Annotated in this window: 15 protein-coding genes; 10 read left to right on the forward strand and 5 right to left on the reverse strand. The window is 38.4% G+C overall.

The window, feature by feature from the left end; translation table 11 throughout:
- Positions 1–25: 25 nt before the first annotated feature.
- Positions 26–346: an iron donor protein CyaY gene (gene cyaY / locus ACSLUO_RS07690; protein ID WP_448247672.1), complete on the reverse strand. Its 321-nt coding sequence runs from the start codon at positions 344–346 to the stop codon at positions 26–28.
- Between the two features lie 250 nt (positions 347–596).
- Here cyaY and lysA point away from each other — a divergent pair, with 250 nt between their 5' ends.
- The 6 genes from lysA (at position 597) to ACSLUO_RS07720 (ending at position 7,781) form a co-directional block, all read left to right on the forward strand.
- Complete coding sequence (gene lysA / locus ACSLUO_RS07695; RefSeq protein ID WP_448247674.1) at positions 597–1,844, forward strand: diaminopimelate decarboxylase; 1,248 nt, start codon at positions 597–599, stop codon at positions 1,842–1,844.
- 117 nt (positions 1,845–1,961) lie between these two features.
- Positions 1,962–2,792: a diaminopimelate epimerase gene (gene dapF / locus ACSLUO_RS07700; RefSeq protein ID WP_448247676.1), complete on the forward strand. Its 831-nt coding sequence runs from the start codon at positions 1,962–1,964 to the stop codon at positions 2,790–2,792.
- Between the two features lie 31 nt (positions 2,793–2,823).
- Positions 2,824–3,519: a DUF484 family protein gene (locus ACSLUO_RS07705; RefSeq protein WP_448247677.1), complete on the forward strand. Its 696-nt coding sequence runs from the start codon at positions 2,824–2,826 to the stop codon at positions 3,517–3,519.
- Positions 3,520–3,552: 33 nt separating this feature from the next.
- A complete protein-coding gene (locus tag ACSLUO_RS07710) occupies positions 3,553–4,275 on the forward strand; it encodes an HAD-IA family hydrolase (protein WP_448247678.1) in 723 nt (240 codons plus the stop codon).
- A gap of 33 nt (positions 4,276–4,308) precedes the next feature.
- Complete coding sequence (uvrD, locus tag ACSLUO_RS07715; protein ID WP_448247680.1) at positions 4,309–6,480, forward strand: DNA helicase II; 2,172 nt, start codon at positions 4,309–4,311, stop codon at positions 6,478–6,480.
- Positions 6,481–6,521: 41 nt separating this feature from the next.
- Complete coding sequence (locus ACSLUO_RS07720; protein WP_448247682.1) at positions 6,522–7,781, forward strand: diguanylate cyclase; 1,260 nt, start codon at positions 6,522–6,524, stop codon at positions 7,779–7,781.
- A 175-nt stretch (positions 7,782–7,956) separates the two neighbouring features.
- Here the strand turns inward: ACSLUO_RS07720 and ACSLUO_RS07725 are convergent, their stop codons facing one another.
- Positions 7,957–8,946, reverse strand: a complete 990-nt coding sequence (locus ACSLUO_RS07725; protein WP_448247684.1) for a 2-hydroxyacid dehydrogenase — start codon at positions 8,944–8,946, stop codon at positions 7,957–7,959.
- 432 nt (positions 8,947–9,378) lie between these two features.
- Entirely contained in the window at positions 9,379–12,129 is a 2,751-nt protein-coding gene (gene polA / locus ACSLUO_RS07730) for a DNA polymerase I (protein WP_448247686.1), read from the reverse strand.
- A 664-nt stretch (positions 12,130–12,793) separates the two neighbouring features.
- Here polA and ubiE point away from each other — a divergent pair.
- From ubiE to ACSLUO_RS07750, 4 genes are read left to right on the forward strand one after another with little or no spacing between them, the layout of a single operon-like run.
- Complete coding sequence (ubiE, locus tag ACSLUO_RS07735) at positions 12,794–13,573, forward strand: bifunctional demethylmenaquinone methyltransferase/2-methoxy-6-polyprenyl-1,4-benzoquinol methylase UbiE (protein WP_448247687.1); 780 nt, start codon at positions 12,794–12,796, stop codon at positions 13,571–13,573.
- A gap of 3 nt (positions 13,574–13,576) precedes the next feature.
- A complete protein-coding gene (locus tag ACSLUO_RS07740; RefSeq protein WP_448247689.1) occupies positions 13,577–14,212 on the forward strand; it encodes a ubiquinone biosynthesis accessory factor UbiJ in 636 nt (211 codons plus the stop codon).
- 19 nt (positions 14,213–14,231) lie between these two features.
- Positions 14,232–15,869 carry a ubiquinone biosynthesis regulatory protein kinase UbiB gene (gene ubiB / locus ACSLUO_RS07745; RefSeq protein ID WP_448247691.1) on the forward strand — a complete coding sequence of 546 codons (1,638 nt, stop codon included), beginning with the start codon at positions 14,232–14,234 and terminating at the stop codon, positions 15,867–15,869.
- Between the two features lie 11 nt (positions 15,870–15,880).
- Entirely contained in the window at positions 15,881–16,246 is a 366-nt protein-coding gene (locus ACSLUO_RS07750; RefSeq protein ID WP_448247693.1) for a VOC family protein, read from the forward strand.
- 7 nt (positions 16,247–16,253) lie between these two features.
- Here ACSLUO_RS07750 and ACSLUO_RS07755 read toward each other — a convergent pair whose 3' ends face one another.
- Both ACSLUO_RS07755 and ACSLUO_RS07760 read right to left on the reverse strand, forming a co-directional pair.
- Positions 16,254–16,532 carry a putative quinol monooxygenase gene (locus tag ACSLUO_RS07755; RefSeq protein ID WP_448247694.1) on the reverse strand — a complete coding sequence of 93 codons (279 nt, stop codon included), beginning with the start codon at positions 16,530–16,532 and terminating at the stop codon, positions 16,254–16,256.
- A gap of 62 nt (positions 16,533–16,594) precedes the next feature.
- Positions 16,595–19,390 (reverse strand): methyl-accepting chemotaxis protein, encoded by a 2,796-nt coding sequence (locus tag ACSLUO_RS07760; RefSeq protein WP_448247696.1) that lies wholly within the window; start codon positions 19,388–19,390, stop codon positions 16,595–16,597.
- Positions 19,391–19,540 lie beyond the last annotated feature (150 nt).

Below are 19,540 nucleotides of genomic sequence, written 5' to 3' on the forward strand. Positions count from 1 at the left end.
ATTCGACAATATTTAGCTTAATTTATTATTCGGCCGACAAAGTTAATGGTGTTCCTGCTTGTTTACTAACGGCAGCCGAAAGAAATTGCCAAAATTCACCACTACCACGGTTGTCTTGCCATAAGCCGTCGATTAACTCAAAATGATGGCCATTAAACTTTGTTGCTACCCAAATTTGGTGCAAAGGTGCTTGTTTATTAATGATAATTTTGGTGCCATTTTTGAACGTTAACGTTAATAACCCACTCACGCCTTCGTAATCAATATCTTCACCACAATCTTCAATTGCTTCTTCAACTGCTAATAATAGTTCGTCAGCAATTAAATTATATTGGCTGTCATTCATGGCTTTTCCTTTAAAACTTTATCAATTGAGTGTAATTCTTGCTATTCATCGGATTATAAAACGACTATCATGTGAAGCAAATCGTTAATAAGTTTATGTGTCTGCAAAAATTGAAATATTTCGTTAGTTTAATCATCATTGTAACCCTATCTGGCTGTGGCTTGAAAGGATCTTTGTACGAAACACCCACTAAGCCTAAAAACGAACAACCAAATCAAGTTCAACCCGTAGAAAAACAGGAAAAATAGCCGTGGATTTTTTCAACCGCAAAGGTGCCTCGCTTTATGCTGAAGATTGCGCCGTTACAGATATCGCTCGTCAATTTGGCACTCCTGCCTATATTTATTCTCGTGCCACTATTGAACGTCATTGGCATGCCTTTGACCAAGCTGCTGGCAACCGTGAACATTTAGTATGTTACGCCGTCAAAGCGAATAGTAATATTGCTGTATTAAACGTGATGGCACGTTTAGGTTCAGGCTTTGATATTGTTTCTAAAGGTGAATTAGCACGTGTTTTACAAGCAGGTGGTGATGCCGGAAAAGTGGTTTTTTCAGGTGTGGGTAAAACCTCAGACGAAATTGCTTACGCTTTGGATAAAGGCATATATTGTTTTAATGTTGAATCTGCTGCGGAATTAAAACGCATTGCTAGCGTTGCCGAAAAAGCGGGTAAAGTGGCGCCAATTTCTCTACGTGTTAACCCTGATGTTGATGCGGGTACCCATCCGTACATTTCAACCGGTTTAAAAGAAAACAAATTTGGTATTAGCTTTGATGAAGCCGAAAGTTTATATGCTTACGCTGCTGCTCAGCCTAGCTTAGCGGTTAAAGGTGTTGATTGTCATATCGGCTCACAATTAACGGAAATGTCACCGTTTTTAGATGCCTTAGATCGTGTTTTAGGATTAATCGACCGTCTTGCCGCCAACGGTATTAAATTATCACACATTGATGTTGGTGGTGGTTTAGGGGTAACTTACGATGGTGAAACACCACCAGCGCCAAGTGAATATGCCAAAGCCATTGAAGAAAAACTGTCTGGTTATGATTTAAAATTAATTTTTGAACCTGGCCGTGCCATTATGGCGAATGCCGGTATTTTAGTGACCGAAGTTGAGTTTTTAAAAACCAACGAAGGCCGTAACTTTGCTATTGTTGATGCCGCAATGAACGACTTAATTCGTCCATCGTTATATCAAGCATGGCAAGCGATTATTGAAGTAGAACAAGATAACAGCAAAGCTGCTGCTGAATACGACATTGTTGGCCCTATTTGCGAAACCGGTGACTTTTTAGGTAAAGGGCGCCAACTTGCTATTGAAGCAGGTGACTTATTAGCTATTCGTTCGGCGGGTGCATATGGTTTTACCATGAGCTCAAATTACAATAGTCGTCCACGTGCGGTTGAAATATTAGTTGATGGTGAAACACCACACGTTATTCGCCAACGTGAAACACTAGAACAGTTATGGCAAGGTGAGCAATTATTGCCTTAATTAAGCTTTAAGCCTCAAGCTTTAAGCCTTAAGCTTTTGGCTTGCAGCTTCTAGCTTGTAGCTTGTAGCTTGTAGCTTGTAGCTTTGCAAAATTTTAAATAGGTTGTAGTAAAAATAATGTTAGTAAACTTTTCAAAAATGCACGGTTTAGGTAACGACTTCATGGTCTTAGACAATGTTACCCAAAATGTTTATTTATCCAATGAACAAATCCGTCATTTAGCCGATCGAAACTTCGGTATAGGCTTTGATCAACTCTTAGTGGTTGAACCGCCATACGATCCTGATCTCGATTTTCACTACCGTATTTATAATGCCGATGGTAGTGAAGTTAGTCAGTGTGGCAACGGCGCTCGCTGTTTTGCTCGTTTTGTACGCATGAAAGGATTAACTAACAAAAATAAAATTCGCGTTTCCACGCATTCTGGGAAAATGACCTTGTTTGTTGAACGTGATGGCCAAATTACCGTTAACATGCCGGTACCCGAATTAGAGCCAGCTAAAATTCCTTTTACGGCACAAAAAACCGAAGGCACTTATATACTGCGCACAGAAACCGAAACCGTACTTTGTGGTGTTGCTTCTATGGGCAACCCTCATTGTGTATTAACGGTTGATTCTGTTGCTGATGCGCCAGTAGAAACCTTAGGTAAAGAACTTGAATGCCACGAACGTTTTCCTGAAAAAGCCAATATTGGTTTTATGGAAGTAGTTAATCCTGAATTTGTTAAACTACGTGTTTACGAACGTGGTGCAGCAGAAACGTTAGCTTGTGGTAGTGGTGCTTGTGCCGCGGTTGTCATAGGTCAAATTCAGAAAAAACTGGCCAAACAAGTAACGGTAGAATTACCTGGCGGCCAGCTTAAAATATTCTGGAAAGGCCCTGGTCACCCGGTCAAAATGACCGGTCCTGCTGTCCATGTTTATGATGGCCAAATTCAGCTGTAATTAACAATAACATTGTGACTAAAAAATAATAATGAATGAACAAAATTTAATTGATACTAATGACTTAATCACCGATGAATTAATTAGTAGTTATTTACAAGATAATCCTGATTTTTTTCAGCGTAACCCTGACTTATTAACCAGCCTACGGTTAGTTGATAAAAATCGCGGTGTGGTATCCTTAGTTGAACGTCAGCAGCAACAACTTCGTCAAAAAGTGCATACTTTAGAAGAAGAAATTACTCAGCTGATGACGATTGCTCAGCACAATGAAAGCTTATTTACGTTATACAGTGACTTGTATTTATGTTTAATGGACTGCCAATCATTAAGCGATATTCTTAACAGCTTGCATACCACAACAACTGAGTTGTTATCGTTAGCTGATTGTAAATTATGGGTCGATAGCCCCGTTGCGCTTAAACATGCCACCATTATTCGTAATGACTGTCACGAAGTGCTAAATAACCGCTTAGCGGATGAACCCTTTTATTTTGGTCGCTTACAATTAGCTGAGCAACAAGCTATCTTCGGGAGTGAAGGTCATAGCGGATCTGCCGTATTAATTCGCTTATCGCACCTAGACGAAACCTTCGGGTTTTTAGCTATTATCAGTGACGATGCCGAACATTTTGACCCTAAAATGGACACCTTATTATTAGGCCAATTTCGTAAGTTAGTGGGTAAGCTTATTTATCGTCAATTACATTCAAGCTCAGCTAAATAAGCTGTAATCATATAATTTTATTAGGAAATAAATTTGCGATTTAATCGCCGCCTCGGCGCCATTAAAGTGATCAGTTTTGACCTAGACGATACTTTATATAGTAATCGTCAAGTTATGCTGAACACAGATCAAGCAATGCAAAGCTATTTTCAGCAACTCTTTAGCCAATACCAAGTTAAGCAAGCTCAACAACCGCCAGATCACCACTTTTGGCAGCCTTATCAGCAACAAGTATTAACTACTGATCCGCTATTAATTCATGATGTTACTGAAGTACGCCGAGCAACTTACCAGTTAGGCCTAAAGCAGCTAGGCTTAGCTGAACAATGTGCGCTAACTGAAGCTGATAAAGCAATGAGTCACTTTTTATTACATCGTAATCAAGTGGCAGTACCTGCTGAGATCCCTGAATTTTTAGCCACGCTCAGTAAACGCTACCGGTTAATTGCCATTAGCAATGGTAATGTCTGTACTCAAGCTATTGGCTTAGCGCCTTTTTTTGAGCATATTTTTCATGCGGGTCAGGGCTTAAAACAAAAGCCAGCCAATGATTTATTTCATCACGCCAGTAATAAACTGAATGTAAAACCACAGCAAATTTTGCATGTCGGTGATTGTGGTCATGCCGATATTTTTGGCGCACAACGGGCTGGTTGTCGAAGTGCCTGGCTCAACTGTTATGATGTTGGCAAACCAATCAAGGTATTGCCTGACATAGAATTAAACCAAGTGACTGATCTTGCTAAATACTTTTGATCGGCACCTTAATATAAAAGTGTATTAACCTTTATGGATGTTTCTGAACTACTTGACTCGTTAAATGACAAACAGCGCGATGCCGTCGCTGCACCGTTACAAAATATGTTGGTACTTGCTGGAGCTGGTAGCGGTAAAACACGGGTATTAGTGCAACGTATTGCTTGGTTAGTACAAGTTGAGCAATCATCACCACACAGTATTTTAGCGGTAACCTTTACCAATAAAGCTGCCGCCGAAATGCGCGCCCGAGTTGAGCAAACGGTTAATGGCAATACCCACGGTATGTGGATAGGTACTTTCCATGGCTTGGCACATCGTTTATTACGTATGCATTTTCAAGAAGCTAAATTACCACAAAGTTTTCAAGTATTAGATTCTGATGATCAATTACGCTTAGTAAAACGCATTGTTCGCGCCCTAGAATTAGATGAAAAGAAATGGCCACCTAAGCAGTTTCTTTGGTATATCAATGGTAAAAAAGACGAAGGTTTACGTCCGCAGCACATTGAAACCCATTACGATCCTACCGAGCAAATGTTTGTGAAAGTGTATCAAGCGTATCAAGAAGCTTGTGATCGTTCCGGCTTAGTTGATTTTGCCGAGTTATTATTACGTGCGCACGAGTTATGGCTAAACAACCCCGCTTTACTTGAACATTACCAGCAGCGTTTCCGTCATATCTTGGTGGACGAATTTCAAGATACTAACGCCATTCAATATGCTTGGCTGAATATTCTTGGTTTAAAACAAAGCCGTGTCATGATTGTCGGTGACGATGACCAATCTATTTACGGTTGGCGTGGTGCTAAAATTGAGAATATTCAGCGCTTTGTTAAAGACTTCGAAGCACAAACTATTCGTCTTGAACAAAACTATCGTTCAACGGCAAATATTTTAAATGCCGCCAATCAACTGATCGGTAATAACAATAATCGCCTTGGTAAAGATCTATGGACCGAAGATAACGACGGTGAAAAAATCTCTATCTACACCGCTTTTAACGATTTAGATGAAGCCCGTTTTATTGCTGGCCGGATCAAAGAGTGGCAAAACAATGATGGTTCACTTGATGAAGTCGCTATTTTATACCGCAGTAATGCCCAATCCCGTTTATTAGAAGAAGCATTATTGCAAGCGAATTTACCGTATCGCATTTATGGTGGTTTACGCTTTTTCGAACGACAAGAAATTAAAGACGCGCTTGCCTATTTACGCTTGATCAATAGTCGTGATGACGATGCCGCCTTTGAGCGCATTATTAACACTCCAACTCGTGGTATTGGTAATCAATCCATCAGTTTAATTCGCGATGCTGCCCGCAGTTTAGGCTCTACGCTCTGGCAAGCCTGTGTCCATATGCTAAAACATGAAGAGCTCAAAGGCCGAGCCGCCAAAGCCATTCAAAATTTCATTCATTTGATAGATCAACTTGAAGATGACACTTGCGATTTAAACTTAGATCAACAAGCAAACAAAGTTATTCAACACTCGGGTTTGAAAGCTATGTATCAAGCTGAAAAAGGTGAACGTGCTGAAGCCCGAATAGAAAACTTAAATGAATTAGTCACCGCTTGCCAAACTTATGAAATTGATCCTGAATTAGAAAACGAGCAAACAAAACTCACCGCCTTTTTAACTCATGCGGCGTTAGAGTCTGGCGAATCACAAGCTGATGATTATGAACCTGCCGTGCAATTAATGACGATGCATTCAGCAAAAGGGCTAGAATTTCCATTGGTCTTTATTGCCGGCCTTGAAGAAGGCATGTTTCCATCGCAACAATCACAAGAAGATATTAGCCGCTTAGAAGAAGAACGCCGCCTTTGTTATGTTGGTATGACCCGAGCCATGACCAAACTGTATTTATGTCATGCTGAAAGCCGTCGTTTATACGGACAAGAAAAATACCACAAGCAAAGTCGTTTTGTACGTGAACTGCCAAGTGAGTGTTTAGAAGAAATTCGTGTGCAAAACCAAGTAGCAAAACCAGTAACTACCGGCCGATTTTCATCAACATTTACCATGGAAACTTTTGAAAATACTGGCTTTAATTTAGGACAACGGGTAAACCATGCTAAATTCGGTGAAGGAGTTGTGTTGAACTACGAAGGTAGCGGCCAACAAAGTAGAATTCAAGTAAACTTTGAAGAGGTTGGCGTTAAATGGCTGGTCGTCGCTTACGCTAACTTACAAAAAATTTAAAAATTAAAGACATAAATAATAACAAGAACTTGGGGAATTATATGGCAGATAAGCTGTTAGTTGTTGAAGATAGTCGGCCTATCGCCACTGTGATCAAACAAATTGGTGAAGCATTAAGTTTTGAAGTAACGGTGGCTAAATCATTAGCTGAAACTGAAGAAATTCTGCAAGGCGATACAAAATTTTTTGCCGCCACCATTGATTATGCCTTACCTGATGCTCCGAAAGGCGAGGCAATTGCTTGTGTTTTGTCTCATGGCATTCCAAGTGTTGTGTTAACCGGAAAAATGGATGATCAAACCCGTCAAGAGATCCTTGCTCAACCCGTTATCGATTATATTCCAAAAGAAAATAGCCAAGCCTTTCTCTATTTAAAACGCATTTTACATTGGCAGCGTACTAACAACAAAATTGGCATTCTAGTGGTTGACGACTCTCGTTCTGCACGAAATCATATTGTTGAATTATTAAAACGTCGTAATTTTACAGTATTTGTTGCTGAAAATGGTGAACAGGCCTTAGATATTGTAGAAAAAAACACCAACATTAAAATGGTGATCACTGATTTAGAAATGCCTGTGCTAAACGGGATTGGGCTAACAATAGAATTACGTAAAAAATATGCCCGAGATCGCCTATCAATTATTGGTATTTCTGGCGCTAGCAACGGTATTCATTCAGCACGTTTCATCAAAAATGGCGCTGATGATTTTTTACGTAAACCTTTCTGCCCAGAAGAGTTTTATTGTCGTATCACCCAAAATATTGAAAGTTTGCAGAATATTGAGCAAATTAAACATGCTGCTAATACCGATTATTTAACGGAACTTCCGAACCGTCGCGCATTTTTCCGTGAAGGCACAGCTAGACTTAACTATTATCGGAAAAAAAATCTCGCCTACTGTTTGGCCATGGTTGACCTTGATCACTTCAAACAAGTTAATGAAAATTATGGGCATGAAGCTGGTGATCATATACTAAAATTATTAACGCTTTATATGCGTAAACATTTAGGCACTGGTTTATTATCACGTTTAGGTGGTGAAGAATTTGCCATTTTAATGGCCGGGGATGATAACGATCAACTCCACGTAAAATTAGATGATTTTCGTCGTGATATCGCAGTTTCTGCTATGCAATATCAAGATCACCAAATTTCAACAAGCATTAGTATTGGTGTTTGTTTTAGTGATAGCGGTGATCTAGGCCACCACATACAACTTGCTGATAAAGCCTTATTTGCCGCAAAAGAAAATGGCCGTAATCAAATTGTTGTGTCGGGTGAAGAAGAGCACCATTAAGCTAAAAGCCATAAGCTAAAAGCTAAAAGCCAAAAGCCAAAAGCTAAAAGCCAAAAGCCATAAGCTAAAAGCCAAAAGCCAAAAGCCAAAAGCTAAAAGCCAAAAGCCAAAAGCTAAAAGCCAAAAGCCAAAAGCTAAAAGCCAAAAGCCATTATTAGTTTTTAGTAATAATGGCTTAAATCAAATTCTGACAAGCTTTTTTATTTAATAAGTTATCAAGGTTTTCCAACGTGACCTTGGCAATCGTATTTAATGCTTCTTTGGTAAAAAAGCCTTGATGACCGGTAATTAATACATTTGGAAACGTTAAAAAGCGTTGAAAAACATCGTCATCAATAATTTCTGCCGACATATCTTCAAAAAACAATTTGCTTTCTAACTCATAAACATCAAGTCCTAGGTAGCCGATTTTTTTCTGCTTTAACGCTTGTAATACCGCCTTACTGTCAATTAAACCACCTCGGCTCGTATTGATCAGCATGACATTATTTTTCATTAAAGAAAGCGATTCTGCGTTAATTACATGTGCAGTATGTGCATTTAAAGGGCAATGTAAACTGATAATATCCGCATTTTGATATAGCGTATTTAAATCAACATAGTTAACCCCTAATGCTAACGCTAGAGGGTTCTCGACCGGATCATGGCATAACAGCTGACAGCCAAAGCCTTTTAAAATTTTCAAGGTTGCTAAACCAATATTACCGGTACCAATAACACCAACGGTTTTTTCATGTAGATTAAAGCCCATTAGCCCATCAAGAGAAAAATTATCATCACGAACTCGATTGTACGCTTTATGAAATTTGCGACTTAAGGTTAACATCAAACCTACTGCATGCTCTGCCACCGCTTCAGGTGAATATTCTGGCACACGACAAAGTTGAAAGTTTAATTTTTGGGCTTGTTCAATATCAATATTATTAAAACCAGCACAACGTAATGCAATAATATTAATACCAAAGTGATTTAACTGAGTCAGTACGGGCTGATCAACTTCATCATTAACAAATATAGAAATCGCGTCAAAACCATTGGCAAGCTCAACCGTTTCCTGCGTTAATTTACTGTCAAAAAACGTTAATTCAAGCTCCTGATAATGATTATTGGCAAGTAAAAAATCCTTGTCATATTGTTTACTACTAAACACTGCAACTTTAAACATTTTATGCTCCTGACCAACAAAGTGATAACAGTACTCGTACTACAGATAGATCATAAAACAAAAATCAACAATGATTAATGATCTAAATCAGAATTTAAGAGTAATACCATTCAGTATAAAAATAGGAGATAAAAAAAGGCCAGTGTCTAAACACTGGCCTAAAGCTATAAGGGGAAGCTTAATAAAAATAAAACTCAAAATAAGAGAGTGTTGCCGAAGCAATGAAGAAAGTATAGAGTAGTTGTTCTACGAAGACAATAGTAGACAAGCATTTAATACGTGCTTTTTCGTAGATAAATGTTACAAAAAGTAATTTTAACTATAAAAAAGCCCCAAATTGCTTTGAGGCTAACTATTTTATCTTACCTTTTTACTTTTTTTAGGCCATGAAAACTAACCTGACCTTGGGGTAACTAAACCATTAAACTCAGCTTAATGCGCTTCATCCCAATTATCGCCAAAGCCTGCTTCTGCAATTAATGGTACTGATAACTCAACCGCATTATTCATTAATTCAACCAATTGATTGATCGTTTCATCTAAAATATCTTGGTGAATTTCAAATATCAGCTCATCGTGCACCTGCATGGTCATTTTTATACGCGGATCATTATTTTCAACTAACCAAGCATCCACGGCAATCATCGCTTTTTTAATAATATCCGCAGCAGTACCTTGCATGGGAGCATTGATCGCGGCTCGCTCAGCGCCTTTTTTACGCATCGCATTTTTTGCTTTTATATCAGGCAAATACAAACGACGACCAAATAAGGTTTCAACATAGCCTTGCTCGGTTGCTTGCTGACGCGTGTCTTCCATATAGCGTAAAACCCCCGGATAGCGCTCAAAGTATTTATCCATATAATCTTGTGCTTGATTACGAGCAACACCTAGTTGTTTTGCTAAGCCAAACGCTGACATGCCATAAATTAAGCCAAAGTTTATTGCCTTTGCGCTACGACGTTGGTTAGTGCTAACTTCTTCTAATGGGACAGCAAAAATTTCAGCCGCGGTTGCTTGATGAATATCTCGACCGTCTGAAAATGCCGATACTAACCCTTTATCTTCCGACAAATGTGCCATGATCCGTAATTCAATTTGCGAATAATCAATAGCCACTATTTTATAATTTTCAGGTGCGATAAAGGCTTGGCGAATTTTTCGCCCTTCTTCACTACGAATTGGAATATTTTGTAAATTTGGATCGGTAGACGATAACCGCCCTGTTGCCGTAACCGCTTGGTGATACGATGTATGAACTCGACCCGTTTTTTTGCTGATCATTAAAGGTAACTTGTCTGTATAAGTTGACTTTAATTTACTTAATCCCCGGTGTTCTAAAATCAATTTAGGTAAGGGGTAATCTAAGGCTAATTCTTGTAATACTTCTTCCGCCGTTGAAGGGGCACCTTTTGGCGTTTTTTTGATGACCGGTATTTTACAATCAACAAATAATATTTCTTGTAATTGCTTAGGCGAGCTTAAATTAAAGTTTTTACCGGCTAGGTTATGGGCGTCATTTTCTAACGCCATTAAACGTTGGCCAATAGCTGCACTTTGTTGATCTAACAAATCGCTATCAATTAACACCCCAGTTTGTTCCATTTTCGATAAGATCGACATCAATGGCATTTCAATTTCTTTGAAAACACTGAGTTGCCCAGGTAATTTCGCCAATTTTTCAAAAATTGCTAAATGTAAACGTAAGGTAATATCGGCATCTTCAGCCGCATAATGACCGGCTTTTTCAACATCGATTTGATTAAAGGTTAATTGCTTAGCGCCTTTGCCTGCAATGTCTTCAAAATGAACTGTTTTATAACCTAAATATTTTTCCGCTAAAGCATCCATGTTATGGCGTGTGGCAACACTATTTAAGCAATAAGACTCCAACATAGTATCAAAGCCAACACCCGCTAAGGTTATGTTGTAATGGCTTAACACATTAGCGTCATATTTTAAATGCTGACCCACTTTAATAATGCTGGTGCTTTCTAAAATTGGTTTTAATTTCGCTAAAACATAATCAATTGAGAGCTGCTCAGGTGCATCTAAATAATCATGTGCTAATGGCACATAAGCCGCATGACCCGCTTCACAAGCAAACGACAAACCCACTAGCTCAGCTTGCATATAATCAACACTAGTAGTTTCAGTATCAAAGGCAAAATAGTCGGCTTGGCTAATCTTAGCTAACCAAGCTTCAAAAACAGCTTCACTGTAAATAATTTCATAATTAGCAGCAATGCCGTCTGGCAAGGATTGTTCATCGGCAGATTCTGCTAATACTTGCGCGGCAGCACCTTCAGCTTTAGCCGGTGCATTTAAGTCTGCTAATAAACGTTTTAATTCATAACGAGTATAAAGCTCAGTTAATGTTTCAACATCCGGTTCAACCGGTAATAACTGCTCAACAGATTGTTCTAATTCAACATCAAGCTTAATGGTGGCAAGTTGATACGATAAAGGTAAATGGGCTAAGGCACTACGTAAATTCTCACCAATTTTACCTTTAACACTATCAGCATTGGCGATCACATTCTCTAACGTGCCATGCTCTAATAACCATTTAACCGCGGTTTTTGGACCGCATTTATCCACCCCTGGAATATTATCAACTTTGTCACCCATCAAGGCTAAATAATCAATAATTTGATCCGGACGAACACCAAACTTTTCAATAACGCCAGCTTCGTCTAACTCAACATTGGTCATTGTATTAATTAATCGAACATGTGGTGAAACCAACTGCGCCATGTCTTTATCGCCAGTGGAAATAACACATTCAATGCCTTGTTGGCTCGCTTGTTCGGCTAATGTACCAATCACATCATCAGCTTCAACGCCTTCAATCACTAATAACGGTAAGCCCATCGCGGCAATAATCTGATGCAATGGCGCTATTTGGGTACGTAAATCGTCTGGCATCGGTGGTCGATTAGCCTTGTACTCTGGGTACATATCATTACGGAAAGTTTTTCCTTTAGCATCAAAAACCACAACAATATTACCGTTAGGGTAATCTTTTTTCAGGCTTTTGATCATATTCAAAACGCCGGTGATCGCACCGGTCGGCTGACCATCAGCAGTGGATAATGCTTGTAAATAAGGAACGTGATACGCGCGGAACAAATATGATGAACCATCAACTAGGATAAGTGGGGATAACTTTGAAGTTGCCATGTGCCTGTAAACTGTCACAAAAAATTTGGCTAAGCATGCCACAATCGAGCGCTAAGCTCCATGGCTATTATGGATATTTGATAAATAGATAAAAACTGTGGATAACTTTGTTGACAAACACAGGAAAGCGCAGCATCGAAATAAAAGCCGATTCTGTTAGTTACTTGTAAGTTCATGATTTTGTTTAAAAAGGTGAGTTTAAGAATCCCTTTCTTATGCAAAATTATTATTATTTTTATTGTGAATAAAACTTTTCGATTGCCTAAAAGTATCACTTTATTCTTGCGTTGCTTTTCTTCTTCGAGAAAATAACGCATGAAAGGTTACCAGAAAAAAGCAGCAATACCAGATAATTATTAAGTTTTTTTTAAAGTAATATTACCTTACCAAATAACTAAATTATCTAAGTCAAAACTGACGTGCTCTAGCGGCTATGTTAGTTTTAACATTTATCTGACTAACGTTTAAAAGCGAAAATTTAATCACCTTTCATTTATGAGCCGCTCAATAACTTAGATTAACACGCTCTAAGTAATAAATTGATGTTTGCCGCTTTCTTAGCGTTTATTTTGATATAAATCATCGACAAATGCCTTTGCTAGATTGTTGAACGCCAACGCATGCAGTAAACTAGCTACAATTTTAGTTAGCAGTGAACATCAGCATGTCGGTAGAGCAAAAACAACAGTCACAAGACAACGAACAAAACACCACACATTTTGGCTTTCAAACGGTCAAAGCAGAAGAAAAAGCCTCGAAAGTCGCTGGCGTTTTTCATTCGGTTGCTGCCCAATATGATGTAATGAATGATTTAATGTCATTTGGTGTTCACCGCTTATGGAAACGCTTTACAATTGACGCTAGTGGTGTTCGTCCGGGTAATAAAGTGTTGGACCTAGCAGGCGGTACTGGCGACTTAACAGCGAAGTTTTCGCAGTTGGTGGGCAGCCAAGGCAAGGTAATTTTAGCTGACATTAACAGTTCAATGCTCAATGTTGGCCGCGATAAATTACGTGATAAAGGTTTAGTACAAAATATTGAATATGTACAAGCCAATGCGGAAGCGTTACCGTTTGAAGAAAACACCTTCGATGTAGTGACCATTGCTTTTGGTTTACGCAATGTTACCGATAAAGATAAAGCGCTACGTTCGATCTTTTCGGTATTAAAACCTGGAGGCCGTTTATTGGTATTAGAGTTTTCAAAACCTGAGCACGAGTTATTAAATAAAGCCTACGATTTCTATTCGTTTAACATTCTACCCAAAATGGGCGAGTTAGTAGCAAAAGATGGTGAAAGCTATCAATACCTAGCTGAATCAATTCGTATGCATCCAGATCAAGAAACCCTAAAAGAAATGATGGACAATGCCGGTTTTGAACAAACCAGTTATAAAAACTTAACGGGTGGCATTGTTGCTTTACATAAAGGTTATAAATTTTAATTAATGTCTTTTTTTATGCCACAACAAGTGCTGTGCTCAGCCCTTGAAAAAATCATCAAGCAAGCCTTAGCATTAAACATTAATGGTAATACGGCATTAACAACGCTTAATGAAAAAAGCTTAACTATTTTATTAGCTGAACTTGGCTTTCCGTTAACATTAACGGTGATCAACCACAGCATTTTAGTCAACGTCGATGCTACGGTTAATGCTAGTTCGAATAACTGCATCATCAGCACGAGCTTAGAAACCTTGTGGCAACTAAAACAAGAACAACAGCTGACCGAACTGATCAAACAAGACAAGCTCGACTTACAAGGTGATATTAAAATTGCTCAGCAATTTGCAAGCTTGTTTGAAAATATTGATATTGATTGGCAGTCAGAATTAGCCAAACATATTGGTGATATACCGACTTATCAATTGTCTCAGTTAATTGGCTTGGTACATAAAAAAGCAACTTTTGCCGCCCGCCAAATTTCAAGTGATGCTAGTGAATGGCTTATTCATGAAAAACGTTTATTAGTCACCAACACTGAATTATCACAATTTAATCAAGCAGTTGATAAAACAAGCCAAGCGGTTGAACAACTGAGTCAGCGCATTAATCAATTATCTAACAAATTGTCAGTCTCATAATCAGAGCATAAGGGAAAACGTGAGTAGCTTAAGACTTTATAAAATTGTAAAAACGTTTCTACAATTCGGCCTTGATGAATTATTACCGAAAAAGCGCTTGCCTTGGTATGTCAAACTCGCACGGTTAAGTATTTTTTGGTTACGTAACCAACACAAAGATAAAAGCCAAGCCCAGCGTTTTCGTTTAGCCATTGAAGCACTTGGCCCGGTATTTATTAAATTTGGCCAAATGTTATCAACCCGTCGTGATTTATTACCTGACGACTTCGCCAATGAACTGGCATTATTACAAGATCAAGTACCACCGTTTTCAGGTGAGCAAGCTGAAAAAATTATTATTGCGGCCATTGGTGAAGATGCTTTCAACGCTAATTTTATCGACTTTGACTTAACGCCACTGGCTTCTGCCTCGATTGCCCAAGTGCATACCGCTACCATGAAACAAGGTCAACAAGAGACCAAAGTGGTTATTAAGGTATTGCGACCTGACATCAGTAAAACCATTTTAGCTGACATTAACGTTATGGGCTTATTTGCCAATATCATGGCCCGCTGGTTAGCTGACGGCAAACGATTACGCCCAAAAGAAGTGGTTGCTGAATACAAAAAAACTATTTTAGACGAACTCGATTTATTACGCGAAGCAGCCAACGCGATTCAATTAAAGCGTAACTTTAGTCAAGGCAATTCAGAAGACAAAGTACTTTACGTGCCTGAAATTTACAGTGAATTTTGTCATAAAAACGTGCTAGTGATGGAACGTATTTATGGTGTTGGGGTTGGTGAAATTGACACGCTAAACCAGCTTGGTGTGAACATGAAACTACTCGCTGAACGTGGTGTAGAAGTATTTTTCACGCAAGTATTTCGTGATAGCTTTTTTCATGCTGACATGCACCCTGGTAATGTTTTTGTTGATGCTACCGAGCCCGCTGATCCAACTTGGATTGCTATAGATTGTGGTATTGTTGGAACGTTAAATCGCGAAGACAAACGCTATTTAGCCGAAAATTTTGTTGCCTTTTTTAATCGTGATTACCGTAAAGTAGCCGAGCTACATGTTGACTCCGGTTGGGTACCTGCCAACACCAGTGTTGATGAGTTTGAATTTGCTATTCGCACCGTTTGTGAACCTATTTTTAACAAACCACTGGCAGAAATATCGTTTGGCCAAGTATTAGTAAATTTATTTAATACCGCTCGTCGTTTCAACATGGAAGTACAGCCACAACTAGTACTGTTACAAAAAACCTTGCTTTATATTGAAGGATTAGGACGCCAGCTCTACCCTCAGCTTGATTTGTGGCAAACCGCTAAACCCTTTTTAGAAAACTGGGTACAAGAGCAAATGGGCGTTAAAGCCGTGTTCTTAAAAATTAAAGATAATCTGCCTTTTTGGAACGAAAAGTTACCTGAAATTCCTGACTTAATTTACGACTATTTAAAATCAGGTAAAGAAGCACAAGTTAAACAAGCACAAATGATTGAGCAATTAGCTCAAGCCCAACAACAGCAAAACCGTAAACTTATCTATAGTATTTTTGCTGTTGGTGGTTTGCTCAGTGCTACTTTGTTATTTAATCAGCAACAAAATAACCTTGCTTTAATTGCCCTGTTTATGTCGGCTGTTGCAGGTTATTTCACCTTTAAAAAATAAGGAGTTAACTTGTGATTTTTGACCACTTTAATGTTGATGTGCCTGCCGAGTTAATTGCGGAAACCAAAGCTTTTTACGAGAATATTTTTGATTTACGAGCCGGTAGTAGACCAACCCTTTCTCGCCCTGGCTACTGGCTGTATTATCAAGATAAACCCTTATTACACTTATTTGAGAGACCGGCGGCATTAACGGGCGAGCGACAAAGTTATTTAGATCATGTCGCATTTCAGCTAAAAAATATTGTCGCCTTTAAACAACGCTTAGCGGAATATGACATTCCTTATCGCAGCATAATAAATAATGAAATTCACATCACCCAATTATTTATTTTCGACCCTGCGGGGGTCAAAATTGAGTGTATATTTAATCATTAATAAGTGCTTATAAAAAATATTCACCTTTAGGTGGTAAACCAATCAAACTCATCGCAGCCTGCATTTTTTCTGCTGGGTAATTAGCTAAGCTCTGCTTATGGGCAGCTTCATCTAGCCATTTTTCAATCACTACAATATGGCTAGCGTTTTGTTGATTTTTTAATACTTCACAACTGACATTACCTGCTGAATTGCTAATATAAACCGTTAAGTCTTGCAAAAATTCAAACAATTCCGCTTCTTTACCGTCAGCAGCCGTAAATTCATTAATCCGAGTTATTGTCATTAATATTTCCAGTTATAATTTTGAATTCAAAACCATATTATTGTCTCAACTAAACATGAAAGTTACTTTTTATGGTTGTTATCAAAAAAAGCTACTTGCTCTAATAATGATTTAGCTAAGCTTTCCATAGCACCACTTGCCTCAGCCGACTTTTCAACTAAGACCGCATTTTCTTGTGTCATTTCATCCATTTGGCTAACCGCAATACTGACTTCTTCAATACCAATAGCTTGCTCTTTACCTGCACCTTCAATATCACCGATCATAGTGCCAACAGCTTCAATTGCTTTTACCAATTCGGTAAAGGTTTTACCGGTTTTATCAACTAAGTCTGTACCTTGCCCTACGGCTTCAACACTATCGTTAATCAAGCCTTTGATCTCTTTAGCCGCACTGGCTGAACGTTGAGCGAGATTACGTACTTCAGAGGCAACCACGGCAAAACCTCGACCCTGTTCACCAGCTCTTGCTGCTTCAACCGCAGCATTTAACGCTAATAAATTAGTTTGAAAGGCTATTTCATCAATAACACTAATAATATCGGCAATTTTTTTACTCGATTTATTAATATCTTCCATGGCAACAATGGCATTTTTAACGACACTGCCACCGGTACTCGCTTTATCTATAACCGACTCAGACAGCTTAAAGGCTTCACTTGAATTAATAGCATTTTGCCGAACAGTTGAAGTTAATTCCTCCATCGCCGCTGCGGTTTCTTCTAAACTTGCCGCTTGTCGTTCCGTACGACTACTTAAGTCCGTATTACCCTGAGCTAACTCGCGCGATGAATCATAAACCGTGGTAGCAGTTTGTTTAATATCACCAACCATGTTATTTAAAATAGTCATTAAACCATTCATTGCTTCACCGATAATGCCAAATTCACCGGTTAATTCATGTTCAATTTTTTTAGATAAATCACCTTCAGACATCGACATTAAAATATCTTTTATTTCAGCAACCGCTTGTTTTCTTGCTGTAATATCCGTGGCATATTTAACCACTTTAAACGGTTTACCATTTAAATCGAGTACGGGGTTATAAGACGCTTGAATCCATACTTGCTTGCCATTTTTACCTAAACGCAAATACTCATTCGTATCATACTCGCCTTGGTTAAGCTGCTGCCAAAATTCACGGTATTCTTGACTTTGTTTATATTCAGGCGTAGCAAACAAGCTATGGTGTTGACCTTGTATTTCATCTAAACGATACCCCATAGCATTTAAAAAATTATCATTGGCTGTGATAATGGTGCCATCCATATTAAATTCGATCACTGCTTGTGCTTTACTGATGGCACTAATTTGCCCGGAAAAGTCAGCATTTTTCAATTTTTCTTGCGTGACATCCGTGGCGTATTTCACTACTTTGAACGGTTTACCATTGAGGTCTAAAATCGGATTATACGAGGCTTGAATCCACACTTCTTTACCGCCTTTACCAAGCCGTTTATATTCATTGGTTTGATATTCACCCTGATTTAATTTTTGCCAAAATTCTTGATATTGATAACTGTTTTTATCTTCAGGCGTAACAAACATTTGATGATGCTGACCTTGAATTTCATCAAGCTGATAACCTAAGGTATTTAGAAAATTATCATTGGCAGTAATAATGGTGCCATCCATATTAAATTCGATCACTGCTTGAGATTTGCTGATGGCATCAAGTTGACCAGAAAAGTCAGCACTTTTAAGCTTTTCTGCCGTGACATCTGTGGCGTATTTCACCACTTTATAAGGCTTTCCATTAAGATCTAAAATCGGATTATATGAGGCTTGTATCCAAACTTCTTTGCCTCCTTTACCAAGTCGTTTATATTCATTTACTTGATATTTTCCGTCATTCAATTGCTGCCAAAAGTCTTGGTATTCAGCACTGTTTTTATCTTCTGGTGTGACAAACATGCGATGGTGCTGGCCTTGAATTTCATCAAGCTGATAACCTAAGGTATTAAGAAAATTATCATTGGCGGTGATAATGGTGCCATCCATATTAAATTCAATTACCGCTTGGGATTTGTTTATTGCAGCAAGCTGGCCAGAAAAGTTTGCTTGCTGTAATTTTTGCTCTGTAATATCACTTGCAAATTTCACCACTTTATAAGGCTGGCCATTAGCATCAAAAATGGGATTATATGAAGCATGAATCCACACTTCTTTACCACCTTTGCCAAAGCGTTTATATTCTTGTGATTCAAACTCACCACGATTAAGTTTTTGCCAAAAATCACGATAGGCTTGACTAGCTTTCGTGGCTTCATCAACAAAAAGACTGTGATGCTGGCCAACAATTTCTTCTAAGCGATAGCCCACGGTTTGTAAAAAATTGTCATTGGCGGTGATAATGGTGCCGTCCATATTAAATTCAATCACCGCTTGAACTTTATCAATAGCCGCCATTTTGGCTGAGTATTCCGCGATATCGATATTTTCTTGTGCTGAGCTTTGCTTAAATTCAACTAAATTACCGGCTAATTTATCATGATCGTCAAGTATCGCTGATACTGAAACATTAAATGAAATTTCTTCTAATACAATCGCAGATTGCCAAGGTAAATTTTTGACATTGGTTAACGAGGTTTCACTATTATTAACCTCTTCAACAATATCAGAAATATCTAAGCCTAACAGTGAGCGTTTATTTACCGTACAGCGCGGCCACTGAGCTTTAAACGCTGTTATATTGGCTTGTAAAAAATCGATAAAAGCTTGGTTGAAATAATTAATTCTTAACTGCTGATCAATAATTAAAAAAGGCGTGAGTGAAAGATCTAAAGCACTATGCAGACACAAAGCAGCATTATAATCAGACTGAGTGTTTTGTTTCTTTTCTTTTACATCCGTGTTCATAATAATAATCCATCAGCAAGTATCAATAATTAAATTAATAAGGTTAGTGGCACCTAATTTATGACGATAAATTCATCGGCTCCAATGGGAGAGCAATGAACTTAACAATTAAGTTTCGCCTTAATTAAGTAAGGTTAAGTAAAACAATTT

The sequence above is a fragment of the Thalassotalea agariperforans genome (assembly GCF_053470345.1).

Bases quoted from the DNA above. Each gene is read 5' to 3' on its own strand.
- ACSLUO_RS07755 (WP_448247694.1), bottom strand. From the start codon at position 16,532: ATGACAATAACTCGGATTAATGAATTTACGGCTGCTGACGGTAAAGAA.
- ACSLUO_RS07760 (WP_448247696.1), bottom strand. From the start codon at position 19,390: ATGAACACGGATGTAAAAGAAAAGAAACAAAACACTCAGTCTGATTAT.
- uvrD (WP_448247680.1), top strand. From the start codon at position 4,309: ATGGATGTTTCTGAACTACTTGACTCGTTAAATGACAAACAGCGCGAT.
- ACSLUO_RS07725 (WP_448247684.1), bottom strand. From the start codon at position 8,946: ATGTTTAAAGTTGCAGTGTTTAGTAGTAAACAATATGACAAGGATTTT.
- ACSLUO_RS07705 (WP_448247677.1), top strand. From the start codon at position 2,824: ATGAATGAACAAAATTTAATTGATACTAATGACTTAATCACCGATGAA.
- cyaY (WP_448247672.1), bottom strand. From the start codon at position 346: ATGAATGACAGCCAATATAATTTAATTGCTGACGAACTATTATTAGCA.
- polA (WP_448247686.1), bottom strand. From the start codon at position 12,129: ATGGCAACTTCAAAGTTATCCCCACTTATCCTAGTTGATGGTTCATCA.
- ACSLUO_RS07740 (WP_448247689.1), top strand. From the start codon at position 13,577: ATGTCTTTTTTTATGCCACAACAAGTGCTGTGCTCAGCCCTTGAAAAA.
- dapF (WP_448247676.1), top strand. From the start codon at position 1,962: ATGTTAGTAAACTTTTCAAAAATGCACGGTTTAGGTAACGACTTCATG.
- ACSLUO_RS07720 (WP_448247682.1), top strand. From the start codon at position 6,522: ATGGCAGATAAGCTGTTAGTTGTTGAAGATAGTCGGCCTATCGCCACT.
- ubiE (WP_448247687.1), top strand. From the start codon at position 12,794: ATGTCGGTAGAGCAAAAACAACAGTCACAAGACAACGAACAAAACACC.